We start from the raw sequence: 25093 nt of genomic DNA, 5'->3' as shown, positions 1-25093 counted from the left end.
TGTCGCCGCGAGCCGGCCGTCGTACCGTGGAGGAATGAGCGAGTCCGATCGTGCGTCCCTGAGGCGTGTGCCGACGTCGGCCGACCTCCGAGCCGATGCCCTCCTCGCGGCCGCGATGCTCATCGGCAGCATCCTGAGCGCGTGGCTGACCTCGGTCGCGGGGCTCTACGGTGACGAGCAGGCCCCCTTCGGGTGGGGTGTGGTGTACTCCGCCGTCGTGACGGCACCGCTCGCCTTCCGGCGACGCTTCCCCTCCCTCGTGGCGATCGTGGTGTGCGCGGCGTACTTCGTGGCCGTGAGTCTGCGCATTCCCGAGATCTATGTCGGCAACATCGCCGTGTTCATCGCGATCTACACCGTGGGGGCATGGGTCGACGACCGCCGCCGCGCCATGCTCGTGCGGGCCGTGCTGATCGCCGGCATGTTCGTCTGGCTGCTCATCACGACGTTCCAGGGTTCGACCGCCCCGACCGACGAGGGCCTCTCGCGTGTCGGCGCCTTCTCTCCGTACGTCGCGTTCATGTTGATCCAGTTCCTGATCAACGCCCTCTACTTCGGCGGCGCGTACTACTTCGGCGATCACGCGTACGCCGCGGCCCGCAAACGCGCCGAGTTGCGCGAACGCACCGCACAGCTCGAGCGTGAGCGCGAGGTCACCGCCCGGCAGGCGGTGGCGCTCGACCGGCTCCGGATCGCGCGCGAACTCCACGATGTCGTGGCGCACCACGTCTCGGCGATGGGCGTGCAGGCGGGCGCCGCCCGTGCGGTGTTCGACAGCGATCCGGCCGCGACCCGACGCGCATTGTCGGGTATCGAGGCATCCGCTCGCGAGGCCCTCGACGAACTGCGGCAGCTGCTCGGGACCCTGCGCACGCCCGACGATTTCGTCATCGAGGGTGCCGATGACGCGGCGTCCACCGTCCGGCTCGCGGGGCTGCCCGGCCTCGTCGAGCACGCCGTCGAGGCGGGCCTGCCGACGACGCTCAGCGAACTCGGCGACCCCTGGCCCGTGCCGGACGTCGTGCAGGTGAACCTCTACCGGATCGTGCAGGAGGCGCTGACGAACGCGCGACGCCACGGCGGTCCCGATGCCCGCGCGGACGTACGCCTGCGGTACAGCCCCGACGCCGTCGAGATCGAGGTCACGAACGACGGCCGCACCGGCGTGCCCGCACGCGGAGGCCTGGGACTCGTCGGCATGCGGGAGCGCGCGAGCGCCTCGGGCGGCACGATCGATGCCGGGCCACGCTCGCGTGGCGGGTACCTCGTCCGCGTGCGCGTGCCGCGCCAGCCCGCCTGGAGCAACTCGTGAGTTCCGACGGCTCGGCGGGGCAGCCGATCCGTGTCCTGCTCGCGGACGACCACGCCGTCATGCGAACGGGCTTTCGCATGATCCTCGAGGCCGCGGGCGGCATCAACGTCGTCGGCGAGGCCGAGACCGGCGCGGCGGCCGTGGAGCGGGCGCGCACGCACCGCCCCGACGTCATCTGCATGGATGTCCAGATGCCCGTGTTCGACGGCCTCGAGGCGACGCGCCGGATCGTCGCGGACCCGGATGTCTCGGCGGCCGTCCTGATCGTCACGACGTTCGACCGCGACGACTATCTGTTCCAGGCCCTCGCGGCCGGGGCGAGCGGGTTCCTGCTGAAGAACGCGGGCCCCGAAGACCTCGTCGCCGCCGTGCGCGTCGTGGCATCCGGTGACGCACTGCTCGCCCCCGAGGTCACGCGCCGCGTGATCGCCCGGTTCGCGGGCGGACCCGCACGAGCCGACGCAACGGGCGAGGCCGCCGTCACTCCCTGGCCTGCTGCGGGTGCGCCCGGCGGTGGCGCCCCGCCCTTCACCGAGCGCGAGGTCGAGGTGCTGCGGCTGCTCGCCCAGGCGCTCAGCAACGCCGAGATCGCGGCGCGCCTGGTGATCGGCGAGGCGACCGTCAAGACGCACGTCTCGAACGTGCTGCAGAAGCTCGGGGCCCGAGACCGCGTCGCCGCGGTCGTCTGGGCGCACCGCAACGGCTTCGTCTGAGCCTCCCCCGCGCGCCGGAGCATGAAGACCCCCCGGCGGGGGGAGGCCCCATCGAGCGTGCATCCGTAACGTGGAGTCACACCCACGGAAAGGACGACGGATGCTGCGATTGACCGGTATCACGAAGAGTTACGGGGGGCGTCGCGTGCTCGACGATGTCTCGTTCGACGTCTCGCCCGGGCGCCTGACGGGCTTCGTCGGTGGCAACGGCGCCGGCAAGACGACGACGATGCGCATCATCCTGGGCGTCCTCGGCAAGGACGGCGGCCAGGTCGAGCTCGACGGTGCGGCCGTGTCGTCGTCCGACCGGCGCCGGTTCGGCTACATGCCCGAAGAGCGCGGGCTCTACCCGAAGATGAAGGTGCTCGAGCACATCGTCTATCTGGCGCGCCTGCACGGCTACTCGAAGGCCGAGGCCACGACGCGCGCCCAGGGCCTGCTCGAGCAGCTCGGTCTCGGCGAGCGCCTCGGCGACAACGTCGAGACGCTCTCGCTGGGCAACCAGCAGCGCGCACAGATCGCCGCAGCGCTGGTGCACGACCCCGAGGTGCTGATCCTCGACGAGCCGTTCTCGGGCCTGGACCCGCTCGCCGTCGACGTCGTCGCCGGCGTTCTTCAGGCACGGGCCGCCGAGGGCGCCGCCGTGCTCTTCTCATCCCACCAGCTCGATGTCGTCGAGCGGCTCTGCGACGACCTCGTCATCATCGCGAACGGCACGATCCGCGCCGCGGGCAGCCGCGACGCGCTCCGCGCCCAGCACTCGGCCCAGCGTTTCGAGCTCGTCTCGGCGGTCGACGCGGGTTGGGTGCGCGACGTGCCCGGCGTGACCGTGCTCGAGTTCGACGGCGGCTACGCCCTGTTCGACACGGACACCGAAGAGACCGCGCAGGCGGTTCTGCGCCGGGCCGTCGAGCGCGGCGACGTGACGAGCTTCGCGCCACAGCATCCGACCCTCGCCCAGATCTTCAAGGAGGTCATCCAGTGAGCACGCCCATCACGTCGTCCGCCTCTCGTCAATCGCCCTCGACCGCGCAGAGCGTCTGGCTGGTCGCCGAGCGCGAGATCGGATCGAAGCTCCGCTCGAAGGCCTTCCTGATCTCGACGGCGATCCTGTTCGCCGTCGCGCTCGCCGGCGTGATCTGGGGCGGATTCACGGCGCGCGATGCCTCGGGCATCCCGGTCGCGGTGACGCCGGACGCGTCCTCGCAGGTGCAGGGCATCGAGGGTCTCGACATCACCAACACGCCCGATCGCGCGGCCGCCGAAACGCTCGTCCGCGACGGTTCCGTCGACGCGGCGATCGTCGGTGACGCGTCGTCACCCGTGGGCATCGCGCTCATCGCGGATTCGTCCCCCCCGACGACCCTGCTGCTCATGCTGGCACAGACACCCACGGTCGAGCTGCTCAACCCGGACGAGACGGGCGGGGCTCTGCGCTACCTCGTCGCCATCGGGTTCGGCGTGGTGTTCCTGCTGGCCGCATCGCTGTTCGGCGGGACCATCGCTCAGAGCGTCGTGGAGGAGAAGCAGACCCGCGTCGTCGAGATCCTGATCTCGGCCGTCCCGACCCGCGCGCTGCTCGCCGGAAAGGTCATCGGCAACACGGTCCTCGCGATGGCGCAGATACTCGGACTCGCGGCGATCGCGGTGGTGGGCCTGACGGTGACGGGGCAGACGGCGCTGCTGCAGGGCCTGGGCGGACCCATCGCGTGGTTCGCGGTGTTCTTCTTCTTCGGCTTCATCCTGCTCGCGTCGCTGTTCGCCGCCGCAGCCGCGATGGTGTCGCGTCAGGAGGACATCGGTTCGACCACGACCCCGCTGACGATGCTGATCATGGCGCCGTACTTCCTGGTGATCTTCTTCAACGACAACCCGCTGGTGGTCGGCATCATGTCGTACGTGCCGTTCTCCGCTCCGGTCGGCATGCCCCTGCGCCTGTTTCTCGGCGACGCGCAGTGGTGGGAACCTCTGCTGTCCCTCGTGATCCTGATCGCGACCTGCGTCGCCGCGATCTTCGTCGGCGCGAAGATCTACGAGAACTCGCTGTTGCGCATGGGCGGGCGCGTCAAGCTCGTCGAGGCGCTGCGCGGCTGACGAGTCGCATATCGGCTGCTGTTCGCGGCATCCGCGCCATCGATGGGTGGAGCGGATGCCGCGAACGCGCGCCATCGTGTGAATCGGCGGCGTGTGACTCGGCGGCGTGTGAATCGGCGCCGTCAGGACACCCGAGAATCGCCCTCGACGGGCGCGGTGGTCGACGACGGGTGCTTGAGCGCCGACGCGACCGCGCGACCGTAGTGGCCGACCAGTGCGTCGGCGGCACCGACCAGCGCCAGGTGCGACAGGGCCTGCGGTGTGTTGCCTGCCTGACGACGACCGCCGACGTCGTACTCCTCCGACAGAAGACCGACATCGTTGGCCAGGGCACACAAGCGGTCCATCAGGCGAGCGGCATCAGCACCTCGCCCCGAAGCGGCGTATTGCTGGACGAGCCAGAACGAGCAGGCGAGGAACGGATGCTCGTCGCCCTCCAGCCCGTCGACCCCGGTCTCGGTGCGGTATCGCAGCAGGAGTCCGTCGGGCATCAGCGTGCGCTCCATCTGGGCGACGGTCGCCAACATGCGCGGGTCATCGGCCGCGCAGTACCCGACCTGCGGGAGAAGGAGCAGCGAGGCATCCACCTCGCTCGTGCCGTAGAACTGCACGAAGAACCCGCCGTCGGGGTCCACGCCCCGCTCGTCGATCTCGCGCCGCATCCGGTCGCGCAGGCGCTCCCAGTGATCGGCCGGCCCGTCCAGTCCGCCTTCCCGTACGGCACGGATGCCCCGGTCGAGCGCCGCCCAGATCATGACGCGGGAGTGTGTGAACATGTGCGGGTCTGCGCGGATCTCCCAGATGCCGTTGTCGACGCGGTCCATATTCGCCTCGACGTATGCGAGCAACGCGCGCTGCATCGGCCACGATGCTTCGGACTCGGGCAGACCCGCCTTGCGCGCCTCGTCGAGGGCGACCATGACCTCGCCGATGACGTCGGCCTGAAACTGATGTGCCGCGCCGTTGCCGATGCGCACGGGTGCCGCGCCGCCGTACCCCGGGAGGCTGTCGAGCTCGCGCTCGAACAGATCACGCTCGCCGCCGAGCCCGTACATGATCTGGAGTTCCGCGGGATCCCCCGCGATGGCGCGGATGAGCCACGCGCGCCACCGGTCGGCGACTCCGAGAAAACCATGCCCGATGAGCGCCTCGAGCGTGAGCGCCGCATCCCGCAACCAGACGTAGCGGTAGTCCCAGTTGCGGGTTCCCGCGAAATCCTCGGGCAGCGACGTGGTGGCGGCTGCGACGATGCCGCCGGTGTCGTGGTGAGACAGGGCGCGCAGCACCAGCAGCGAGCGGACGACGTCGTCGTGGTGCGGACCGGCGTGATCGATGCGAGCTGCCCAGTCCTGCCACCACGCGGTCGTCGCGGCGAGCGCCCGATCGACGTCGATTGCGGCGGGTGCATCCAGGTAGGAGGGGAACCACGAGAGTGTCAGGTCGACCCGCTCGCTCGCGCCGACCGCCAGTGTGCCGCGGTGCTCATGGTCCGTCGGCGCGAGGCGGGCGCCCCGAAGGATGACCGCATCGGGGCCGGCGACGGCGAGGAGTGCGGGGGCGTCATCGTCGCCGACCTGACGGACCCACGGCACCGCCCGCGCGTAGTCGAAGCGCAGGGTGAGGCGCTGCGTGAACTCCATGGTCCCGCTCACCCCGACGACGCGGCGGACGACCGCTACGCCGTGCTCGGAAAGTCCATCTCCGTGCGGCATGAAGTCCCAGACCTCCGCGACACCGGTCGCGCTCTCCCAGCGCGTCACCAGCACGAACGTGTCGCCGTCGTAGCGTCGCGTGGGGACGGCCGATGGATCCGTGGGGCGGAGGCCCCAGCATCCGTGCCGCTGATCACCGAGCAGGGCGCCGAAGATCGATGCTGAGTCGTAACGCGGCAGGCAGAGCCAGTCGATACTGCCCTCCCGAGAGACGAGGGCCGCGGTGCGCGTGTCGCTGAGCATGGCGTAGTCCGCGATGGGGGAGGTCACCGTCCCCATGGTGTCAGGGGGGACTGGGAGATCTCCCGATCATCCGCGCGGATAGTGTGGGCGCATGACGGTCGAGACCACGCTCCTGATCCTGGGCGCCTCGGGCGACCTCACCTCGCGCCTGCTGCTCCCGGCTCTCGGCGAGCTCCTCACCCGCGAGAGCTGGCGGCGCGTGCACCTGCGCGGCGCGGGCATGGATGACTGGAGCGACGACCACTGGCGCGACGTCGTGCGCGCATCCTTCGCGGCCGGTGGCGCGGATGCCGCGAACGATGTCATCGCGTCGACGAGTTACACCCGAGCGGACATCACGAACGCCGACGACCTGCGCACACTCGTCGCATCGACTCCCGGACGGTTGGCGCTCTACTTCGCCGTCCCCCCGGCGGTCGCCGCGCGGGCGTGCGAGGCACTGACCGACGTCGAGCTGCCCGAGGGGACGATCCTCGCGCTCGAGAAGCCGTTCGGGGTCGACGAAGAGAGCGCACGGGCCCTCAACGCCACCGCGCTCGGGCTCGTACCCGAGCAGCAGATCTTCCGCGTCGATCACTTCCTCGGTCGGTCGACCGTTCTGAACCTGCTCGGAGTCCGGTTCGCGAACCGGGTCCTCGAGCCCGTCTGGTCGGCCGAGAACATCGAGTCCGTCGTGATCCGCTACGACGAATCCCTCGCGCTCGAGGGTCGGGCGGGGTACTACGACCACGCGGGGGCGCTGACGGACATGATCCAGAGTCACCTGCTGCAGGTGCTCGCGTTCGTGGCGATGGAGCCACCCGCGACCCTCGACGAGGTCGACCTGCGTGACGCGACGTCCGCGGCACTTCGGGCGACGGTGCTCTGGAACGACGATCCGGCGCACGCGGCACGACGCGCCGTCTACACGGCGGGGACGAGCAATGGCACGCCGGTGCCCTCGTACGTCGACGAGGTCGGGGTCGACCCCGCGCGCAACACCGAGACGCTGGCCGAGCTGACCTGCGAGGTGCGCAACGCGCGCTGGCAAGGTGTGCCGTTCACGCTCCGGTCGGGCAAGGCCCTGGCCGCTCGCGATGCGGAGATCGTCTTGCGGTTCCGCCCCGTCCGGCATCTGCCCCAGGGCTTCACCGGCGACGCCGAGGGCTCCGTGCTGCGCTTCACGCTCGGGCCCGACCGGATGTCCCTCGAACTCAATGTCAACGGGGCCGATGATCCGTTCCGGATGGAGAAGACCGTGCTCACGGCGGACCTGGGCGACGGCGCCCTGAGGGCGTACGGCGAGGTGCTGTCGGGCATCCTGGACGGCGACGCGACGCTCTCGGTGCGCGCAGATGCCGCCGAGCAGTGCTGGCGCATCGTGCAACCCGCGATCGATGCCTGGCGGAGCGGCTCGGTCCCCCTCGACGAGTACGCCGCGGGGTCGAGCGGCCCCGCGGGCTGGGCGAGCCTGGACTGACCGTCAGTCGCCCTCGAGCACCGAGAGGACATTGCCGGCGGGGTCGCGGAACCACGCGATATCGGGCCCCATTCCTCGCGAGATGCCCTTTTCGTCGGTGCCGTAATCGGGGTCGGTGTAGATCTTCGTCGCGACCCCTCGCGCGTTGAGGTCGTCGACCGCCGCCTCGACATCGTCGACGGGGAAGTTCAGGATCGTGAAGCTCGCGGGCTCATGCCCCTGCTTCCCGTAGATCAGGATGTCGGCTCCCGACCCGAGCCGCAGCCGCAGGAATCCCATGGGGTCGTCCTCGACCGTCATGCCCAGGATGTCGGCGTAGAAGTGCCGCGCGGCGTCGATGTCATCCACCGAGAATCCGCCGAATGCGTGCTCGTTCGTGAACATGCGTCCTCCTCGTGTCCGTGCGCACCAGGGTGCTCCCGAGTGGCGCGGATGTCCAGACCCGGTCGCACCGGATCGAACCCACCCGACTCGGCTGTCAACCCCCGGCCCCGGGCGCGCCCGCGCTGGTTACTCTGAGACATGCCCGCCCACATCCTCGGCATCGGCACCGCTGTGCCGACCACCGTCCTGCCCCAGTCCGTGGTGCGCGACCTGTTCCTGGCGCAGCCCGGTGTCGACAGATTGACCGCGCGCTTGATCGGCGCGGCGTTCGACCAATCCGCGATCGACACCGGCACACGGTGCTGAGCGAGCTCGGCAGCCAGCAGGCAGGATCGTCCGACTTCATCGACGGCGAGAGCCGCGAAGTGCGCTCACCCCTGACGGGTACGCGCAACGACGTGTACCGCCGTGAAGCGCCGCCGCTCTTCGCCCGGGCTGCGCGTGAAGCGCTGGCGCGAGCGGATGTCGAGGCATCCGCCATCACACACGTCGTGACGGCCTCGTGCACGGGGTTCTTCGCGCCGGGACCCGACTATCGCCTGGTCCGCGATCTCGGGCTAGTCACCACGGTCGAGCGCGACCACCTGGGCTTCGTGGGCTGCGCGGCCGCGTTCCCGGCCCTCCGGCAGGCCGCGCGCATCTGCGCCGCCGACCCGCACGCCGTCGTCCTGGTCGTGTGCGGCGAGATCTGCAGCATCCACCTGCGCGCGTCGTCGGATCCCGAGCAGATCGTCGCCTCAGCGGTCTTCGCGGATGGCGCCGCCGCGGCCGTCGTGACGGCCCGGGCATCGACCGATGCGCCGAGCCTCGCGCTCGAGGGATTCGCGACCGCGCTGACGAGCGAGGGCGAGGACGACATGCGCTGGATCATCGGCGACCACGGGTTCGAGATGACCCTGACGGCCGAGGTCCCCCGCATCGTGGGGCGCGAGGTGCGCGATGCGCTCGCGCCCGTCCTCGCGCGCGACGGGCGGGTCGACCGGTGGCTCGTGCATCCCGGAGGCCGGAGCATCCTGGATCGCTTCGAGACCGCACTGGATCTGCCGGGCGACGCCCTCGAGCTCTCGCGCGACGTTCTGCGGCGATACGGCAACATGTCGTCGGCGACCGTGCTCTTCATCCTCGCGCGGATGCTCGAGGAACCGGACCTGGTGGACGGTTCGCGGGCGATCGGGGTCGCGTTCGGCCCGGGACTGACCGTCGAGTCGGCGCTCCTCACGGCCCGTGTGCCGACGGTCGTGAACGCCGACGAGATCGCCGGACTCCGCCCCGAGCCGATCACCGCGGGATGACCCGGATGGCCCGGGTGACCACCGGCCGGGGGCGTCCGACCCTGAACGAACGCGCCGAGAACCTGCGCGAGCTCATGGACGACCCCGACTGCGACCCCGATCGGCTGCGCGCGACCCTCGAGCGCTTCACCCTCGTCAACCGACTGATCGCCGCCTGGGGCACCGTGTACCGGACGCGCGTCAGACCAGCGCTGGCCACGGCACCGGGTCCCGTGCGTCTGCTGGACATCGGATGCGGTGGGGGCGATGTGCTGCGTGGACTCGTCGCACGCGCGAGGGCGGACGGCTTCGACGTGACCGGTGTCGGAATCGATCCGGACGAGCGGAGCCTCGCCGTCGCGCGCGCCGCGCGACCCGTGCCTCGCATCGAGTACCGGCTGACCGACAGCACTCGGCTGGCAGATTCGGGCGAACGCTTCGACGTGACCCTGTCGAGCCACGTCATGCACCACCTCACGCCCGCCGAACTGTGTACGGTGCTCGAGGACTCGGCGCGCCTCGCCACCCGCCTCGCCCTGCACTCCGATATCGCCCGCTCGCGCCTGGCCTACGCCGCCTACGCCGTCGGCATCACCCCGCTGGCACCGGGCACCCTTCTGCGAACCGACGGCCTCCGCTCGATCCGCCGCAGCTGGACGCCGACCGAGCTCGCCGGGCTGGTACCGGAGGGGTGGCTCGTCGAGCGCCCGGCGCCCTTCCGCATCCTCGCCGTCCGAAACCTCGCGGCATGAACGACGTGCTCATCGTCGGTGCCGGGCCGGTCGGCGTGATGCTCACCGCCGAACTCGCGCGCCTCGGCGTCGAGGCGACCGTCATCGAGGGACGCGCGGACCGATCTGCGGGGACCCGGGCCGTCGGCGTGCACTCCGCGGCATTGACGGCGCTCGAGCAGTCGGGCGCAACGGATCGACTGCTCGCCGCCGCTCGACGGGTTCGCACCGGCGTTGCGTTGGCGCAGGGACGACGCCTCGGCACGGTCCACTTCGATCGGCTGCACTCGAGGCATCCGTATGTCGCCACGCTCCCCCAGCACGCAACCGAGGCCGCGCTCGCCGCGACCGCGGACGCCTGGGACGCACCCGCCGTCCGCCGCGGGCTGACAGCGCAACGCGTCTCTCAACGGGGGCCTGCCGTCGAGGTGGAGATCGTCGACCGCGCCGGGCGAGCGACGGTCGAACGATCACGGATCGTCGTCGTCGCCACGGGATCGCGGGGACGCACGATCAGCCCGCTCACCGCGGCCGTGCGCACGAAGACCTACCCCGATCGGTACCTGATGACGGATGCTCCCGACACGAGTCGCGACGGCGACTCCGCCGTCGTGCGACTCGAGCCCGACGGCGTACTCGAGTCGTTCCCTCTGCCGGACGGGATGCGCCGGTATGTCGCCTGGGTCGAGGAAGGCGGTGTCGAGGAGGGGGACGCCGCGACAGACCGTCTGCGCGCCATCGTGGAACGACGGATGGGGACCGCATCCGGGGCCGATGGCATCCGGGCGGCGACGGCATTCGGGGTTCGCCGTTCGCTCGTTCCCGCGATGCGCGGCGGCGCGGTCTTCGCGATCGGCGACGCCGCGCACGAGGTCAGCCCCATCGGGGGTCAGGGCATGAATCTCGGCCTGATCGACGCGGCCACCCTCGCTCCCCTGCTCGCGCTGTGGGTGAGGGACGGCGTCGCGCCCGAACGGGAACTCGCAGGGTGGGAACGTCGTCGGCTGGCGGCGGCTGTTCTGTCGGGTCGCATCGCCGCGGCGAACACCGCGCTGGGCCGGGCGGGGGGCCGCGCAACGACCCGAGCACGCCGGGCGGCTGTCGGCCTGGCGCTCCGCGGGATCACCGGCAACATGCTGACGCGGGCATACGCGATGGGCTTCGACCCCGCCTCGCGGACTCGGTCCTGAATACTCGAGCGCCTCAGCCCGTCAGCCCGCCACCCGACAGCACGAGCTGGAGCGCCAGCACGAGGGCGGCGAACATCACGAGCCGGAACAGGACGCGACCCGGGGTGCGGGTCACGGCCAGCACGATCGTCGCAATGGCGGCAACCATGACGACCGCGGCGAACACCCACGACAGGGGGCCCACGCGCTGGACGTCGCCGTTCGCCGAACCCCACACGACCGCGACCGCTCCGACGATGATCCCGAGCGCCGCGAGCACGGCCGACCACCGCGCCCCGGTCCGATGGGGAAACCCCCGAATCCCGGTCACTCGATCGTCGTCCAGGTCGGGCAGCACGTTCGTGAGGTGCACGGCGGCGCCCAGGATCGCGCCCGCGAGCGTGGACCACCAAGCGGCCAGAGCGGGCTCCGGGGCTGAGAGGGTGGCGACCGAGGGGAAGAGCCCGAAGCTCACGAGGAACGGGACGATCGAGATCGCCGTGGACTTCAGCCCGGCGTTGTAAGCCCAGGCCGAGGCCAGCACGATGGCGTGGGCCGCGAGCGCCCCGAGCCCGAGCCATCCCGTGAGGACGAGCGCGATCACCAGTGACCCGAGAGCCGCGACCCAGGCCGCGCGAAGCGACACATCGCCGCGCGCGATCGGCTTGTCGCTGCGTCCGACGCGGCGATCCCGGTCGCTGTCGATCGCGTCGTTCGACAGGCCGATGGAGAGCTGCCCGGAGAACACCGCGATCACGAGCACGGCGACGCGCCAGGCATCCAGGCCCGCCGCGATGCCGAGACCGAGCGAGAGAGCGGTGACGACGAGCGTCGGACCGGGGTGGGTCGAGCGCCAGAGGGCGAGGGCGGCGCGCATGCCCGCAACCCTATCCGTACCTCGCCGGGGCAGACCGGGCACAACCGGTCGCCTCGACGAGCTCAGTGACGCAACCCCGAACCCCACGCGACGAACCCGACGCGAAAGGGCGCCCCGAATGACCCGGGGCGCCCTTTCGGATGTGTGCTCGTTACGCGGTCAACTCGGCCGCGGTCAGACCACCCGCGAGCTCGTCGATCACGTCGTCGCCGGGCGCCGCGTCCTGGAACGGTGCGACGATCTCGGCGCGCTCGAGCATCTCGGTCATCTTGCGACGACGCTGGCGCGTGATCAGCGTGACGACGCGCCCCTGCTTGCCCGCGCGACCGGTACGGCCCGAGCGGTGCAGGTACGTCTTGTACTCGTCGGGAGCGTCGGCCTGGATGATCAGGTCGATGTCGTCGACGTGGATGCCGCGTGCCGCGACATCCGTCGCGACGAGCACGTTGACCCGTCCCGACGTCAGACGCTCGAGGTTGCGCGTGCGCTTCTGCTGGTTGAGGTCGCCGTGCAGAGCGACGGCCGGGATGCCCTCGTCGGCGAACTGCTCGGCGAGCATCTCGGCGAACGCGCGGGTGCGGGCGAAGACCAGGGTCTTGCCGTCGCGGTCGACCAAGCGGCTGAGGATCTCGGCCTTGTTGCGGTGGTCGATCACGAGCACGCGGTGCTCGATCGTGCTGGAGGCCTGGTCTTCACCGGCGACCTCGTGCACGGCCGGCTCGACGAGGAACTCGTCGACGAGCGCCGAGACCTCGCGGTCCAGCGTCGCCGAGAAGAGCAGCTTCTGCGAGCCGTCGGATGTCTCCCGCAGGATGCGCTGCACGGGCTCGAGAAACCCGAGCTCGCACATGTGGTCGGCCTCGTCGATGATCGCGACCTGGACCTCGCTCAGGTCGAGGCGGCCCTGGTTGATGAGATCTTCGATGCGTCCGGGGGTACCGATGATGATGTCGACGCCCTTCTTGAGCGCACCGACCTGACGCGCCTGGGGCACGCCGCCGTAGATCTGGGTCGTGAAGAGCCCGACGCTGCGGGCGATCGGCTGGATCGTGCGGTCGATCTGCAGAGCGAGTTCGCGGGTCGGGGCGAGGATGAGCGCCTTCGGCTTGCGACCGAACTCGCGTCGCTGGCCGGCCTGGCCGCGGAGCACGTTCTCGACCATCGGAGCGCCGAAGGCGATCGTCTTGCCCGAGCCCGTGCGACCGCGGGCGAGCATGTCGCGGCCCGCGATGATCTCGGGGATGGTCGCGGCCTGGATCGCGAACGGTGCGGCGGCACCGAGATCGGCGAGGGCGCGGACGATGTTGTCGCCCAGTCCCAGATCGCCGAAGCTCACGCCGTCGACATCCGTCGCCTGGATGGCTTCGGCCTGCAGCCGCTCGTGCACGACGTCGACGTGCTGCTCGTGCGATGCGGTGCGCTCGGGCTTCTTCGACCAGTCGGAACGGCCCGCGGGTGCACCGTTGCGGTCATCGCGACGGGGGCGATCGCTGTTGTATTCGCGCTTCGGGCGGTCGTCGAACGAACGCTTGGGGCGGTCGTCGAACGACCGCGCGGGACGCTCGCCATACGTCCGAGCCGGGCGATCGTTGTTGTACTCACGACGCGCGGGACGCTCCGCGCCGTCGCGCGACGGTCGGTTGTCGTACGAGCGCGCGGGACGCTCGTCGAACGAACGGGCGGGACGCTCGTCACGACCGCGCGGGGGACGGCCCTCGAACGAACGCTTCGGGCGGTCGTCGAATGACCGTGCCGGGCGCTCATCGAACGAACGCGCGGGCCGCTCACCGTAGGTGCGCGCCGGCCGGTCGTTGTTGTACTCACGACGCGTGGGACGCTCCGCACCATCGCGCGGGGGACGGTTGTCGAACGAACGGGCCGGACGCTCACCGTAGGGGCGGGCGGGCCGGTCGTTGTCGTACTCACGACGCGCGGGACGCTCCGCACCATCGCGCAGGGGACGGTTGTCGAACGAACGGGCCGGACGCTCCTCGAACGAACGAGCCGGGCGGTCGCCCTGCGCGTGGGTGCGGATGCCGCGGGCTTCTTCACGACCCGCGCGCTGCGCCGAGGTCCAGCGGGCCTTGGGCGCGCCCGACTCTTCAGACGAACCACGGAAGCCACGGTGACCAGCGCTGCGGCTTCCCGGCTTCTGCGTGCGGGCTTCGGTTGCCGCGCCCTGACGCTTGCGGTCCTGATAGGGGGTCTTCTCGCCGCGACGCGGTTCGAAGTTCTTGGCGGGTCGGCCGCCGGCCGGCTTCTTGTTCTTGGGCATGGTGGTGTCCTTCTGGGTTGTCTCATGTGAGAACAGCACTCCACTGATCGCACCAGAGTGCGCCGGTCAGATCTGCGTCTGATCGCGGTCGGAGTTACCCGGACTCTCGTCGGCCGGGGGCCATTCAACGTGATGGTCGCCGGGGCGGATTCGCCCCCACCATCGGCCCCTTGGACTCACAAACCCATCCGCACAAGCGCGCGGTGTCCAGAGCCGACCGCACAACACTACCGCACGGGGGCAGTCCGGAGCTGGGACGAAGCCGGGTACGACGCGACGGGGAGCGCGCCGACGGTTGAATAGCATGGGAATGTTCGGCCGGTCGCGGTCGACTGAAGGAGGCTCCACCCGTGACATTCACCTCAGAGGCACGCGACGTGCGAACGGGACCCACGGGAGCGCAGTTCGTCCTTCGCAACGCGCACACCGGCGTCGGCGCGCACATCACGCAGGTCGGTGCCGCGCTTCGGGGTCTCACGGTGGGCGGCGTCGACCTCGTTCCGCCCTACCCGCCCGATGCACCCTCTCCGGCGGCATCCGGTGTCGTGCTCGTGCCGTGGCCGAACCGGATTCGTGACGGCGCCTGGATGCAGGACGGCAAGCCCCGCCGACTCGCGATCACGGAGCCCGCGCTCAACAATGCCTCCCATGGCCTGTTGCGCTTCGCCGCCTATCAGGCCATCGAGGTCGAGGCGGACCGGGTGACGCTCCAGGCCGATGTCTACCCGCAGACGGGATACCCCTTCCACCTGTCGACCCGCGTGACGTATGCACTGGCCGAGACAGGTGTCACCGTCACGCACGAGATCGTGAACGTCGGGAAGGATGCCGCGCCGGTCGCCGTCGGAACCCACCCCTACCTGATGATCGGCGGCGTTCCTACGCGCGACCTCGTCCTGCGCTCGTCCGGTACCCATCGATTCGTCGTGGACAAGCAGCTCGTGCCGACGGGTGAAGAACCGGTGGGCCCGGGCAACGACCTGCGCGAGGGCCGACGGCTCGGCGACGTCACCCTCGACACCGCGTATTCGGGACTCGCCCGCGATGACGACGGACTCATCCGTCACTCACTGACGGCTCCGGATGGTCGATCGCTCGTCCTGTGGCAGGGGCCGGGGTTCGACTTCGCTCAGGTCTTCACCACGGACCGCTATCCGGGCCAGTCGCTCGCGGTGGCAATCGAGCCGATGACCGCGCCCGCGGATGCTTTCAACTCCGGACGAGGCCTGAAATGGCTCGCCTACGCCGAATCCTGGTCGCTGAGTTGGGGGATTGAACTGACCCGTACATGAGATAACTCTCATGTACGGGTCTCCAGGGGGCTAAATGGCCGCTGGCGGAAATGATAGCCCGCTATACTCCTCGCAATAGCCACGCATCCCGACACCCCCCGAAAGGTCTGGACGTGACACCCCCCGGTCTCGTCACACCCTCCGTCAACATCGCCCCGTCCAACTTGCGCGCTTGGCGCGCCCTCCGCGCATCAATCCTCGCGGTGGGCGCCACGGTGCTCACGCTCGGTGCGACCCCTGGCGACCCCACCGTACCCCTCTGGGGCCACTGGTCGGTGGGCATGCTTGCCGCCTTCGCGGCCGCCGCGACGGGCGGGGTCCTGGCGTATCGCGCGTACACGCGGCGCACCGAGGTATCGATCGCACGGGGCCAGCACGACGGCCACTGGAGCCACCGGATCGACGCGGTTTCGGCGGGCCTGGCGCAGGCGCTCATATCGGGACTGCTGGTCGCCCTCGCCTTCATCCTGTTGAACAACCTCACGGGCGGCGCTCACGTCACCGCGCTGCAGGCGACGGTCGCAGCGGGGGTGAGCATCGCGATCGTTTCGCTGGTCGCCACGCTGGCGGCGTCGCGCAACGAGACGATCCACGCGGTCGGGATGCTCATGTCCTTGACGGTCCTCGGGTCGCTCACGTCGATCCTGACGACGCCCGACCCGGACTGGTGGCAGCTGCACTTCAGCCAGCTGGGAACATTCCACGCCTTCTCGGGCTACATGTTCAACGGCACACTCATCGCGACCGGCACCCTGATCGTCGCATTCTCGTTCCGTGTCCGTCGCGTTCTGATCAACGCCCGACGCCAGGAACGGCTGCGGAGCGTCCGCGCACCGCGCGTCTTCGCGATCCTGGTCGCGTGCGTGGGCTTTCACATGGCGATGGTGGGGTTCATCCCGGTGAACCAGCAGCAGTTCCTGCACGACCGCGCGGCCACGGGAATGACCCTGTCGTTCGCGGCACTGCTCATCCTCACGCCGTGGTTGTTGCGTGGCCTCCCCCCGCGCCTCACGCGCGCAACCGGCGCCATCGCGGCAATTCTCGTGGTGGGCGCGACCGTCTTCATCTTCGGCGTGATCAACCTCGCCGCCTTCGAGATCGTCGCCTTCGGCCTGATGTTCGGCTGGATCGCCGTCTTCGCGACCTGCGTCGAGACGCGGCACTCGCCGATCGCGCTTCCGCCCGCTGAGGTATCGACTCCCGCGCCGGTGTCGGCATCCGTCCCGCGCCGCGACGTCGCGACGGGCCGCCCGCGCCGCCCCGTCCTCGTCAGCCGTCGTGTTCGCCGCGGCGCACCCGACGGGTCTGCTGCACGGGCGCTGCCGCCGGATACCCGCCGAGCAGCGGTGAGCCCGCTTCGGCCGTCTCGCGCGTCGACTGTCCGCCGTCCGTTCCGCGGGGGTCCGGCTCGTGCGGCCCTGAATCAGACGATGCGGCGCCGCCCCGGCGAGCGTCTCGCCGCTCACTAGCACCCTCGACCAGGTTGTAGAGCGTCGGCAGCACGACCAGGGTCAGCACCGTCGATGAGACCAGCCCGCCGATGACGACGATCGCCAGCGGCTGCGAGATGAATCCTCCGTGGCCCGTGATGCCGAGCGCCAGCGGCAGGAGCGCGAAGATCGTCGCCAGGGCTGTCATCAGGATGGGGCGCAGCCGTCGCGCGGACCCCGCCATCGTGGCCTCGTATGCGCTCAGCCCCTTCTCGCGGTACTGATTGACCAGATCGACGAGCACGATGGCGTTCGTCACGACGATGCCGATCAGCATCAGAACGCCGATCAGCGACGCGACCCCGAGAGGAACACCGGTCACGATCTGCAGCAGGATAGCTCCCGTGGCGGCGAATGGCACAGATACCAGCAGCAGCAGGGGCTGCCGTAGCGACTTGAACGTCGCGACCATGATGATGTAGACGATCAGGATCGCGGCCAGCAGCGCGATGCCGAGCTGGGTGAAGGCGTCCTGCTGCTGCGATACGACCCCACCCACCTCGGCGTCGGCACCCACCGGCAGGTCGATGTCCGCCAGGGCCTCGGTGACCGACGCCGAGGCGGCGTTCAGGTTGTCCGTCGAGGGCGTGACGGTGATCGTCGCGGTTCGCTGCCCGCGCTGGGTCGTGATCGAGGTCGGTCCGTCCGTCTCGTCGACGGTGGCGATCTGGTCCAGCCGAACGGGGCCGGTCGCCGTCGGCACCTCGAGCGCCCGTAGCTCATCGAGGCTGGCGGGAGATACGGATGCCGCGAGGTAGACGGTCAGGGCCGTGTCATCGATCTCGATGGACCCGATCGCCTGGGGCTGCATCGCGCCCGAGACGAGCGCACCCACCGCGACCTCGGACAGGCCACGGGCGGCAGCGGCTTCACGATCGACGACGACCGCGATGTACGGCAGCGATGCGGACAGATTGCTGGTCACCTGACCGATGCCGTCGCGCCCACCGAGTGCGTCAGCGACGTCCGCCGTCGCCTGCTCGAGCGTCGCGCGGTCGGGGGCACTCACGTCGACCTCGATGTCGCTCGACCCGAAGCCTCCTCCGGACCCGCCTACCGCGATCTCGCCGGCACCGTCGAGATCGGCCAGCGTCGTCTGAACACGCTCACGCAACGCGACCTGATCCGCGTCCGAGTCGGTCGTGATCGAGTAGGTGATACCCGCGCCGCCGCCCGAGAATGCGTCACGAAGCGCCGAACCGCTCGATCCGATCGAGACCTGGACGGTCTCGATGCCATCGATGCCCAGGAGCACCTCTTCCACCCGCACCGCGGCGGCGTCCTCGCTTTCGAGGCTTGCCGCAGGGCCGAGATTCTGCGTCACGGTGAAGGTGTTCTGTCCGGAGTCGCCGAGGAAGTTCGTCTTCATGAACGGCGCCGCCGCGGCCGTGCCGCCGAGCACGACGAGCGCCAGCGCCAGCGTGATCCACGAGTGCTTGAGGGTCCAGGTGAGGATCGGCAGGTACGACTTCTGCAGGCGCGTGTGCGGTGCCCTCGGTGACTCGGGGTCGACGGCAGCACCGTCGGCGTCGACCAGCGGCTTGCCCGGGCGGAGGAACCAGTAGGCCAGCACGGGCACGATCGTCAGCGCCACGAAGAGCGAGGCGAGCATCGCGATCGTGACGGTGAGCGCGAACGGCCGGAAGAGCTCGCCGGTGACGTCGCCGACGAAGACGATCGGCAGGAAGACGGCGACGCTCGTGAGCGTAGACGCGGTGATGGCCGCGGCGACCTCACGCACGGCCAGCAGGATGGATGCGGTCTTGTCCGCGTCGCCCACGTAATGGCGCTTGATGTTCTCGATCACGACGATCGCGTCATCGACCACCCGCCCGATCGCGATCGTCAGCGCACCCAGGGTGAGGATGTTGAGGGAGTACCCGAACGCCTGGATCCCGATGAACGTGATGAGAACGCTGGTCGGAATCGAGATCGCCGTGACGAGCGTCGAACGCACCGACAGCAGGAACAGCAGGATGACGAGCACCGCGAAGACGAGCCCGAGCAGGCCCTCCTGTGCGAGCGACTCGATCGACTGCTGGATGTACGGGGCCTGGTCGAACACGACCGTGAACGTCGGTCCTCCCAGGCTCCGCTCGAGCTCCGGCAGGAGCGCGAGCACGCCGCGCGACACGTCGACGGTGTTGGCAGCGGGCAGCTTCGTGATGGCGATCGTCAGAGCCGGCTCTCCATCGACGCGAGAGATCGACGTGACCGGGTCCGTGTCCTCCACGACGGTGGCGACATCCCCGATCGTCACCGTCTCGGGTCCGAACTGATCGGCGCTCGTCGGCACGAGCGGCAGTGCAGCGAGTTCATCGACGGTCGTGATCTTGGCACCGGTCTGCACCGTGAGCGACTGGTCGGCCTCGGTTATCTGACCGCCGGGAAACAACACGCCGTTCTGATCGAGGGCGTCCCGGATGGCCTGCTGGCTGAACCCGGCGGCCGCCAGCGACGCCCTGTCCGGCGTGATGGTGATCCTCTGACCGATGCCCCCGACGATCTGCGCGGCGTTCACGCCGTCGACATCCTCGAGATCCGGGATCACGCTCTTCTCGAGCTGCGCCTGGATCGACAGCGCGTCATCGAAGCCGGTGACGGCGAGCTGGATGACGGGGAAGTCGTCGAAGCTCGCGGAGATCACGTTCGGCTCGACGGACTCGGGCAGCTGAGCGTCGATGCGGTTGATCGCCTGGGTGATCTTCTGCTCGGCCGTCGCGAGGTTCGTGCCATAGGTGAACGACGCCGAGATGATGGACGCGTTCGTGGTGCTCGTCGCGACCGTCGACTCGAGCCCCGCGATGCCCTGAATGGCCGTCTCGATCGGCGTCGAGACATCCGTGTTCACGACTTCCGGTGAGGCACCCGGGTAGGCCGTGACGATGGCGAGCTGCGGGAACTCGATCGACGGGATCAGCTCCTGCTTCAGGCTGGTCAGCGCGAGCCCGCCGAACACAGCCGCCACGATCGTGATGAGGGCGATGAGCGCGCGGTTCTTCAGGCTCAGAATGGCGAGATTCGACACGGTCGGCCTTCGATGTGAGACGGCGCGGACACCGAGCCGGAGTCCGGGGAACGATACGCGAACGTATCCTGATCAGTATCGCATCCGTCGGCGCCCTCCTACCCCGTGAGCAGCTCGCGAATGGCCGTCTCGGCGGCCACGTTCAGATCCAGGAGCCGGCCCCTCTCGTAGGCGCGGAACACGCGGGGATCGATGTAGCTCCCGCGCGCCACGGCGGGGGTGTTCCCCAACGACTCCGCCGTGGCCCGAACGGCCAGCTGCTCGGCCCGCTTGCGGTCGGACTTCGTCGCAACGGGCCCGATGCGCGCCAGCGCTTCCGCGGCGAGGATCGTGCCACGGAGCGTCCGGAAATCCTTCGCCGTGAACGATCCGCCGGTGAGCGCGCGCACGTGCGCATTGACGTCACGCGACGTGAGCGCGACACGCCGTCGGCCCCGCTCGTACGCGAGCAGGGGCGAACGCGGTCGACCGGCGACGAGCTGCGTGATGACGAGGGCGAGATCCGCATCGTCGACGTCGATCAGCGCCCGCTTGCCGCTCTTGGCGGGGAACGAGAGGGTGACCACGGTTCCCTCGACCGTCGCATCCCTGCGGATCAGCGTGGTCAGGCCCCGGCTGCCGTTCGCTTTCAGGTAGCGGGCGGACCCGACGCGGGGCGCAGCCTGATCGAGCAACCGGAACGCCGCGCCGAGCACCCGCTCGCGGTCGAGCTGCTCTCGGCGCAAGGCCGTCGTGACTCGCGCTCGAGCCCGGGGGATCACCTCGGCTAGCTGCAACGCCCGCGCGAACTTGCCGCGGTCGCGCGTGGAGCTCCATGCGGAGTGATACAGGTACTGTCGTCGACCCGCATCGTCCGTGCCGACGGCCTGGATGTGTCCCCGAGCCTCACGGGCGATCCAGACGTCCCGCCACGCGGGCGGGATCACCAGAGCTTCGATGCGTGCGACGTCACGTGCAGATGCCGGCTTGCCGCGGTGGTCGGCGTATCGGAATCCGGATCCGGACCGGATGCGTCGCAGACCGGGGTCTTCGAGGGGGCGGACCCGGACGAGGCGGCGTGCGCCAGAACTCCCTGCTCGTGCAGCCGTCATCGCCCCGCACTCCCCCGTCCCCGACCGCGACGTGCGATCCCGTCGAAACCTAGCGCCTTCGGCGCCCCTCGAGGGAGGACTTGACACCCGGCATCCGGACTCGACCCGGGACAGCCATGCGCGGACCCCACGCGCACATGCTCGTCGCACGTATCACTGTGCCCGCGTCGCGATTAGCACCGTCCGTGCAGGCCCGTCAACCCCCTCGCACGCTCTCCGGGACCCGCATAGCGTCTGCTGTCAGTGCCACCCGCACACCGTCCGCGTGCGTCCGCCGAGGCATGAGCCCGGCGCACGACCGAGCGGACGAAACACAAAGGAGCCTCACCATGAACCTCGCAGCCCTCATCATCATCATCATCGCGGTCGTGCTGGCCATCACCGGCGGCATCTGGTCTGCAGCCAACTGGCTGATCTGGGTCGCCATCGTGCTCGCCGTGATCGCCTTGATCATGTTCCTGCTCCGCCTCATCACGGGTCGAAGCAAGGTCTAGAGATGTCCGGCCGCGCGCGTTTCGGGTGCGCGCGTAGGCCTTCCGCCGCGGATGCCGCGGTCCAGCTATCGTGCTGGACCGCGGCATCCGTCTTTTCGGGATCCGCTCTTGCGGCTACAGCTCGCGCCCCACGTAAGTGTGCAGCGCGTCGCGAACGAACTCCGCTCCCGCCGTTCCTCCGTCCGCCGTGGCGTAGTTTGCGCCGAACCGCGGATCGGCGACGTACATGTCGGCGAGACCCGTGACGTACGCACGCATGTCGGCACCCGACGGCGTCCCCGGCATGCCCGCGAGCCACTCGACGTGACGACGGGCCATACCCAGGGCGATCGGAGAGTCTGCCGCGACGCCGCTTTCGGCGGCACGGATCCAGTCACGCGCGAGGTCCGCGGCGCGCTGTTGCCACGCTGACCTGTCGTCGGCCGACATGCCGCGCCACCAGGCGTCGTTGCGGGAATAGGCCTCCGCTCCCCAACGGGTCTCGACCTCGTCGCGGTACGCGGTGTGGTCGAATCCATCGAACATCGTGTCCATCATCAATTCTTCACCCCCTCTCAATGCCGCGATCGTCTTCTCGACGGCCGTGATCTGTCGCGTCAGCCGCTCGCGCTCTTCGCGCAGGGCCGCAGCGTGCTCGGCGAGGGCATCTGCTTCGTCGGCGGCCGCCGTCTCGTCGAGGATGCGGGCGATGCGCGACAGACCGACTCCCAGGCCGCGCAGCAGAAGGATCCGTTGCAGGCGCAAGAGGCCGGCACTGTCGTAGATCCGCTGTCCACCGGATGCGGCGCGGATCGGATGCAGCAGCCCGATCGCGTCGTAGTGACGCAGTGCACGGCTCGTCGTCCCGGCGCTCCGCGCCACCTCCTGGATCGTCCATTCCATGTCGCTCCCCCTTCGAGAAGCCACGCTAGGCGTTGACGCTGCGTCAATGTCAAACCGGTTCGTCTTCTCCCGACGACACCCTTGTACTCACGATATATCGTGTTATTCTGTACTCACGATATATCGTGTCTTCGAATCTCAAGGAGCGTGCCATGACATTGGAAAAGTGGATCGTCCACCCGGGCGAATCGCGCGTGATCGACATCGAGTCCGTCCGCAAGCTGAAGGTAGGCCTGGTGGGTGGCCAGATCGACGTCATCGCCCACGACGAGCCCGGAATCCGCATCGAGGTCCACGCCGTCACGATCAAGGATCTGCGTATCGAAGCGACGGGCGACACCATCGAGATCGATCACCCGCAGCTGCGGTGGGACAACTTCCTCGAGGTCTTCCGCAACTTCGGGACCGGCGGGCCCAAGGCCGAGATCAGCGTCGCCGTACCACGCAACATCGCCCTGAATCTCGGCGTCGTCTCCGCGAGCGCGCTCGTGGCGGGCCTCGAGAACGACGTCCGGCTGAACACGGTCTCGGGCGACATCATCGTCGACGGGCTCACCGGCGACCTGCAGGTCAACGCCGTCTCGGGCGACGTGCAGGCACACCGACTCGTCGGTGCCCTCAGCGCGAACAGCGTGTCGGGCGACGTCGCGGCCACCGGCAGTCTGCGCAAGGCCACCGTGGACACCGTTTCGGGCAGCGTCATGCTGGACACGACGGGCGCCGTCAACCAGATCAGCCTCAACACGGTCAACGGCAACGCGACCGTTCGGCTCGACCAGGCATTGGCCGCCAACTACGTCGCGCGGAGCGTCAGCGGACGCGTACAGGTGGACGGCGTCGTGCGGTCGGGGTCCGGTCCCACCAACTTCACCGGTTCGACCGGCGAACTCAGCGGGACCTTCGCCGACATCCGCACCAACACGGTGTCCGGCGACGTCACCGTTCTACGGCGGCCCCCGATGGACGCCGCACCCGTCACCGACGCCGGCAGCGCAGACCAGAACGAATCCGACCACGGTTCCCAGGACGCGCTATGAGTCCCGTCTTCTCCCACGGCGACCTGCGCCTCTACCTGCTCAACCTCCTCGACGAGGCACCTCGGCATGGCTACGACATCATTCAGGCACTCTCGGACCGCACCGGCGGCACCTACACCCCGAGCGCGGGCACGATCTATCCGCGGCTCGCGAAGCTCGAAGAGGAGGGGCTCGTGACCAAGAGCATCGACGGTCGCAAGACGATCTACGAGATCACGCCGGCCGGACGCGCCGAGGTGGCATCCCGCGCGGGCGACCTCGAGGGCATCGAGGCAGGCCTCGCCGACTCCGTCCGCCTCATCGCGGACGAGGTGCGCGGGAGCGTACGCGAGGCGATGAAGAGCCTTCGCGCGGACCTCGCGGCATCGGCTCGCGAAGAACTCAAGGCGGACACCGCGACCCCGCGTTCGGAAGACCCGCGAACCCGCAGCCGCGAAGAGCTGCACCGCGCCGATGCGATCGTGAACGACTTCCGCGGTCGCCTCCGCGCCGAGTTGCGCACGCACGTGGCACGCGGCGGCGTGCTCGAGACATCCGTCGTCGACGATCTCGCGACGAACGTCGAGAACGCCATGCGCGAGCTGCGGTCCGCGCTGCGGTGATCGACGCCAACTGACGCAGAACAGGAACGAGTGACGGGGCGGCCGAATTGACCGCCCCGTTCTCAGTCCTGGGGCCAAAGGTCCTCGTCGTCGGCCGCCGCCGTGCCGAGCGGCACGACGAGGATCGGGCGATGCTGGCGATGGGCCAGGCGCGCGGCCACCGATCCCGTGAAGAACTCGCGGATCGATTCGCCGATTCCCCGGTCGCGGGTGCCGACGACGAGCAGCTTGGCGTCGAGACGTTCGGCCAGGCCCTTCAACGCGATCGCGGGGTCACCGACGAGCTGACGCAACTCCCACGCCACGCCCTGTGCATCGAGGGCATCGTGCGCGGCCTGACGCACTGCTTCGAGCTCTGCGCCCCCGGGCGCGACATCGATGTCGATGGGTGCCGAGTGGACGTAGCCATCCGGGTCCTCGTACGTGACGAACCGCGTCATGTCGACGTGCACGATCACGAGCGGCGCCTGCATGAGGCGGGCGAAGTGGGCCCCCTCGCGCATCACTCGCGCGGATTGACCGGGCACCACGGCGACGATGACCGCCCCGTGGAGGGCGGTATCACGCGCTCCGCCCGTGTCGCCGCTCGGGGATTCCGGGCTCATATCGGTCATCGCTACTCCCTCACGGTGGTGGCGCCCCCGGCTTGCCCTCGTGCGCCCGTGCTATTCTGAATGCTACTCTTACCGGCCTCGAGCCGGTCTCGTGAATGCTTCGGGCACCTCAGACATGTCCGCCGCTCTAGTCGTGAGGGGGTCTCGCATGGGTCGTGGCCGTCAGAAGGCGAAACACACAAAGATCGCTCGCGAGCTCAAGTCTTACAGCCCGTCGGTCAACTACACCGCGCTCGAACGCGAGCTCGGGCACACGAACGACGACCTGTACGTCGACAAGTGGGCAGACGAGTACGAGGACGAGAAGGCCTAGCCCTCCCCCT

20 protein-coding genes and 2 pseudogenes are annotated in these 25093 nt (G+C 69.4%); 14 read left to right on the top strand and 8 right to left on the bottom strand.

The window, feature by feature from the left end; all coding sequences use genetic code 11:
- Window positions 1-34: 34 nt before the first annotated feature.
- The 4 genes from CGU35_RS17170 (at window position 35) to CGU35_RS17155 (ending at window position 4119) form a co-directional block, all read left to right on the top strand.
- A complete protein-coding gene (locus tag CGU35_RS17170) occupies window positions 35-1312 on the top strand; it encodes a sensor histidine kinase (protein ID WP_100812666.1) in 1278 nt (425 codons plus the stop codon).
- Between the two features lie 59 nt (window positions 1313-1371).
- Window positions 1372-2025 (top strand): response regulator, encoded by a 654-nt coding sequence (locus CGU35_RS17165; protein ID WP_100812852.1) that lies wholly within the window; start codon window positions 1372-1374, stop codon window positions 2023-2025.
- Window positions 2026-2125: 100 nt separating this feature from the next.
- Window positions 2126-3010, top strand: coding sequence for an ABC transporter ATP-binding protein (locus CGU35_RS17160; RefSeq protein ID WP_100812665.1), 885 nt, complete (start codon window positions 2126-2128; stop codon window positions 3008-3010).
- Window positions 3007-4119, top strand: coding sequence for an ABC transporter permease (locus CGU35_RS17155; protein WP_232711377.1), 1113 nt, complete (start codon window positions 3007-3009; stop codon window positions 4117-4119). Before CGU35_RS17160 ends, CGU35_RS17155 begins: the two co-directional genes overlap by 4 nt.
- Window positions 4120-4241: 122 nt before the next feature.
- Here the strand turns inward: CGU35_RS17155 and CGU35_RS17150 are convergent, their stop codons facing one another.
- Window positions 4242-6110, bottom strand: a complete 1869-nt coding sequence (locus CGU35_RS17150) for a glycoside hydrolase family 15 protein (RefSeq protein ID WP_100812664.1) — start codon at window positions 6108-6110, stop codon at window positions 4242-4244.
- A 55-nt stretch (window positions 6111-6165) separates the two neighbouring features.
- On the opposite strand from CGU35_RS17150, the gene CGU35_RS17145 reads away from it, so the two are divergent.
- Window positions 6166-7533: a glucose-6-phosphate dehydrogenase gene (locus tag CGU35_RS17145; protein ID WP_100812663.1), complete on the top strand. Its 1368-nt coding sequence runs from the start codon at window positions 6166-6168 to the stop codon at window positions 7531-7533.
- A 3-nt stretch (window positions 7534-7536) separates the two neighbouring features.
- Here the strand turns inward: CGU35_RS17145 and CGU35_RS17140 are convergent, their stop codons facing one another.
- Window positions 7537-7917 carry a VOC family protein gene (locus CGU35_RS17140; RefSeq protein WP_100812662.1) on the bottom strand — a complete coding sequence of 127 codons (381 nt, stop codon included), beginning with the start codon at window positions 7915-7917 and terminating at the stop codon, window positions 7537-7539.
- A 138-nt stretch (window positions 7918-8055) separates the two neighbouring features.
- Between CGU35_RS17140 and CGU35_RS17135 the strand changes: the two are divergent.
- The 3 genes and pseudogenes from CGU35_RS17135 (at window position 8056) to CGU35_RS17125 (ending at window position 11109) form a co-directional block, all read left to right on the top strand.
- Window positions 8056-9209, top strand: a pseudogene (locus CGU35_RS17135) (type III polyketide synthase).
- Between the two features lie 5 nt (window positions 9210-9214).
- A complete protein-coding gene (locus CGU35_RS17130) occupies window positions 9215-9940 on the top strand; it encodes a methyltransferase domain-containing protein (RefSeq protein ID WP_232711376.1) in 726 nt (241 codons plus the stop codon).
- Window positions 9937-11109: an FAD-dependent monooxygenase gene (locus CGU35_RS17125; RefSeq protein WP_100812660.1), complete on the top strand. Its 1173-nt coding sequence runs from the start codon at window positions 9937-9939 to the stop codon at window positions 11107-11109. The genes CGU35_RS17130 and CGU35_RS17125 overlap by 4 nt, the downstream gene beginning before the upstream one ends.
- A gap of 13 nt (window positions 11110-11122) precedes the next feature.
- On the opposite strand, the gene CGU35_RS17120 is transcribed toward CGU35_RS17125, so the two are convergent.
- Window positions 11123-11965, bottom strand: a complete 843-nt coding sequence (locus tag CGU35_RS17120; RefSeq protein ID WP_100812659.1) for a UbiA family prenyltransferase — start codon at window positions 11963-11965, stop codon at window positions 11123-11125.
- 151 nt (window positions 11966-12116) lie between these two features.
- Window positions 12117-14240: a DEAD/DEAH box helicase gene (locus tag CGU35_RS17115; RefSeq protein WP_100812658.1), complete on the bottom strand. Its 2124-nt coding sequence runs from the start codon at window positions 14238-14240 to the stop codon at window positions 12117-12119.
- Window positions 14241-14590: 350 nt separating this feature from the next.
- Between CGU35_RS17115 and CGU35_RS17110 the strand changes: the two genes are divergently transcribed.
- Both CGU35_RS17110 and CGU35_RS18775 read left to right on the top strand, forming a co-directional pair.
- Window positions 14591-15532, top strand: a complete 942-nt coding sequence (locus tag CGU35_RS17110) for an aldose 1-epimerase family protein (protein ID WP_308455400.1) — start codon at window positions 14591-14593, stop codon at window positions 15530-15532.
- Between the two features lie 50 nt (window positions 15533-15582).
- Window positions 15583-16614, top strand: a pseudogene (locus tag CGU35_RS18775) (DUF998 domain-containing protein); the annotation flags it as partial.
- A gap of 187 nt (window positions 16615-16801) precedes the next feature.
- Here CGU35_RS18775 and CGU35_RS17100 read toward each other — a convergent pair.
- Window positions 16802-20050 (bottom strand): efflux RND transporter permease subunit, encoded by a 3249-nt coding sequence (locus tag CGU35_RS17100; RefSeq protein ID WP_100812656.1) that lies wholly within the window; start codon window positions 20048-20050, stop codon window positions 16802-16804.
- A 98-nt stretch (window positions 20051-20148) separates the two neighbouring features.
- The gene (locus CGU35_RS17095) at window positions 20149-21141 is read right to left on the bottom strand and encodes a DNA topoisomerase IB (RefSeq protein WP_100812655.1); all 993 of its coding nucleotides are present in this window, start codon (window positions 21139-21141) and stop codon (window positions 20149-20151) included.
- Window positions 21142-21470: 329 nt separating this feature from the next.
- Between CGU35_RS17095 and CGU35_RS18485 the strand changes: the two genes are divergently transcribed.
- The gene (locus tag CGU35_RS18485) at window positions 21471-21635 is read left to right on the top strand and encodes a hypothetical protein (protein WP_181003470.1); all 165 of its coding nucleotides are present in this window, start codon (window positions 21471-21473) and stop codon (window positions 21633-21635) included.
- 114 nt (window positions 21636-21749) lie between these two features.
- Here the strand turns inward: CGU35_RS18485 and CGU35_RS17090 are convergent, their stop codons facing one another.
- The gene (locus CGU35_RS17090; RefSeq protein ID WP_100812654.1) at window positions 21750-22517 is read right to left on the bottom strand and encodes a MerR family transcriptional regulator; all 768 of its coding nucleotides are present in this window, start codon (window positions 22515-22517) and stop codon (window positions 21750-21752) included.
- A gap of 152 nt (window positions 22518-22669) precedes the next feature.
- Between CGU35_RS17090 and CGU35_RS17085 the strand changes: the two genes are divergently transcribed.
- Entirely contained in the window at window positions 22670-23554 is an 885-nt protein-coding gene (locus CGU35_RS17085) for a DUF4097 family beta strand repeat-containing protein (protein WP_100812849.1), read from the top strand.
- Entirely contained in the window at window positions 23551-24156 is a 606-nt protein-coding gene (locus CGU35_RS17080; RefSeq protein ID WP_100812653.1) for a PadR family transcriptional regulator, read from the top strand. The genes CGU35_RS17085 and CGU35_RS17080 overlap by 4 nt, the downstream gene beginning before the upstream one ends.
- Window positions 24157-24218: 62 nt before the next feature.
- Here the strand turns inward: CGU35_RS17080 and CGU35_RS17075 are convergent, their stop codons facing one another.
- Window positions 24219-24761 carry a universal stress protein gene (locus CGU35_RS17075; protein ID WP_374935789.1) on the bottom strand — a complete coding sequence of 181 codons (543 nt, stop codon included), beginning with the start codon at window positions 24759-24761 and terminating at the stop codon, window positions 24219-24221.
- Between the two features lie 157 nt (window positions 24762-24918).
- Here CGU35_RS17075 and CGU35_RS17070 point away from each other — a divergent pair, with 157 nt between their 5' ends.
- Window positions 24919-25083 carry a DUF3073 domain-containing protein gene (locus CGU35_RS17070; RefSeq protein WP_081766276.1) on the top strand — a complete coding sequence of 55 codons (165 nt, stop codon included), beginning with the start codon at window positions 24919-24921 and terminating at the stop codon, window positions 25081-25083.
- Window positions 25084-25093: the final 10 nt, after the last annotated feature.

Source organism: Microbacterium sp. BR1 (assembly GCF_002812725.1).
Lineage (GTDB): Bacteria > Actinomycetota > Actinomycetes > Actinomycetales > Microbacteriaceae > Microbacterium.
The sequence above is the reverse complement of the archived record's forward strand: the minus strand, read 5'-3'. Positions and strand labels throughout refer to the sequence as shown.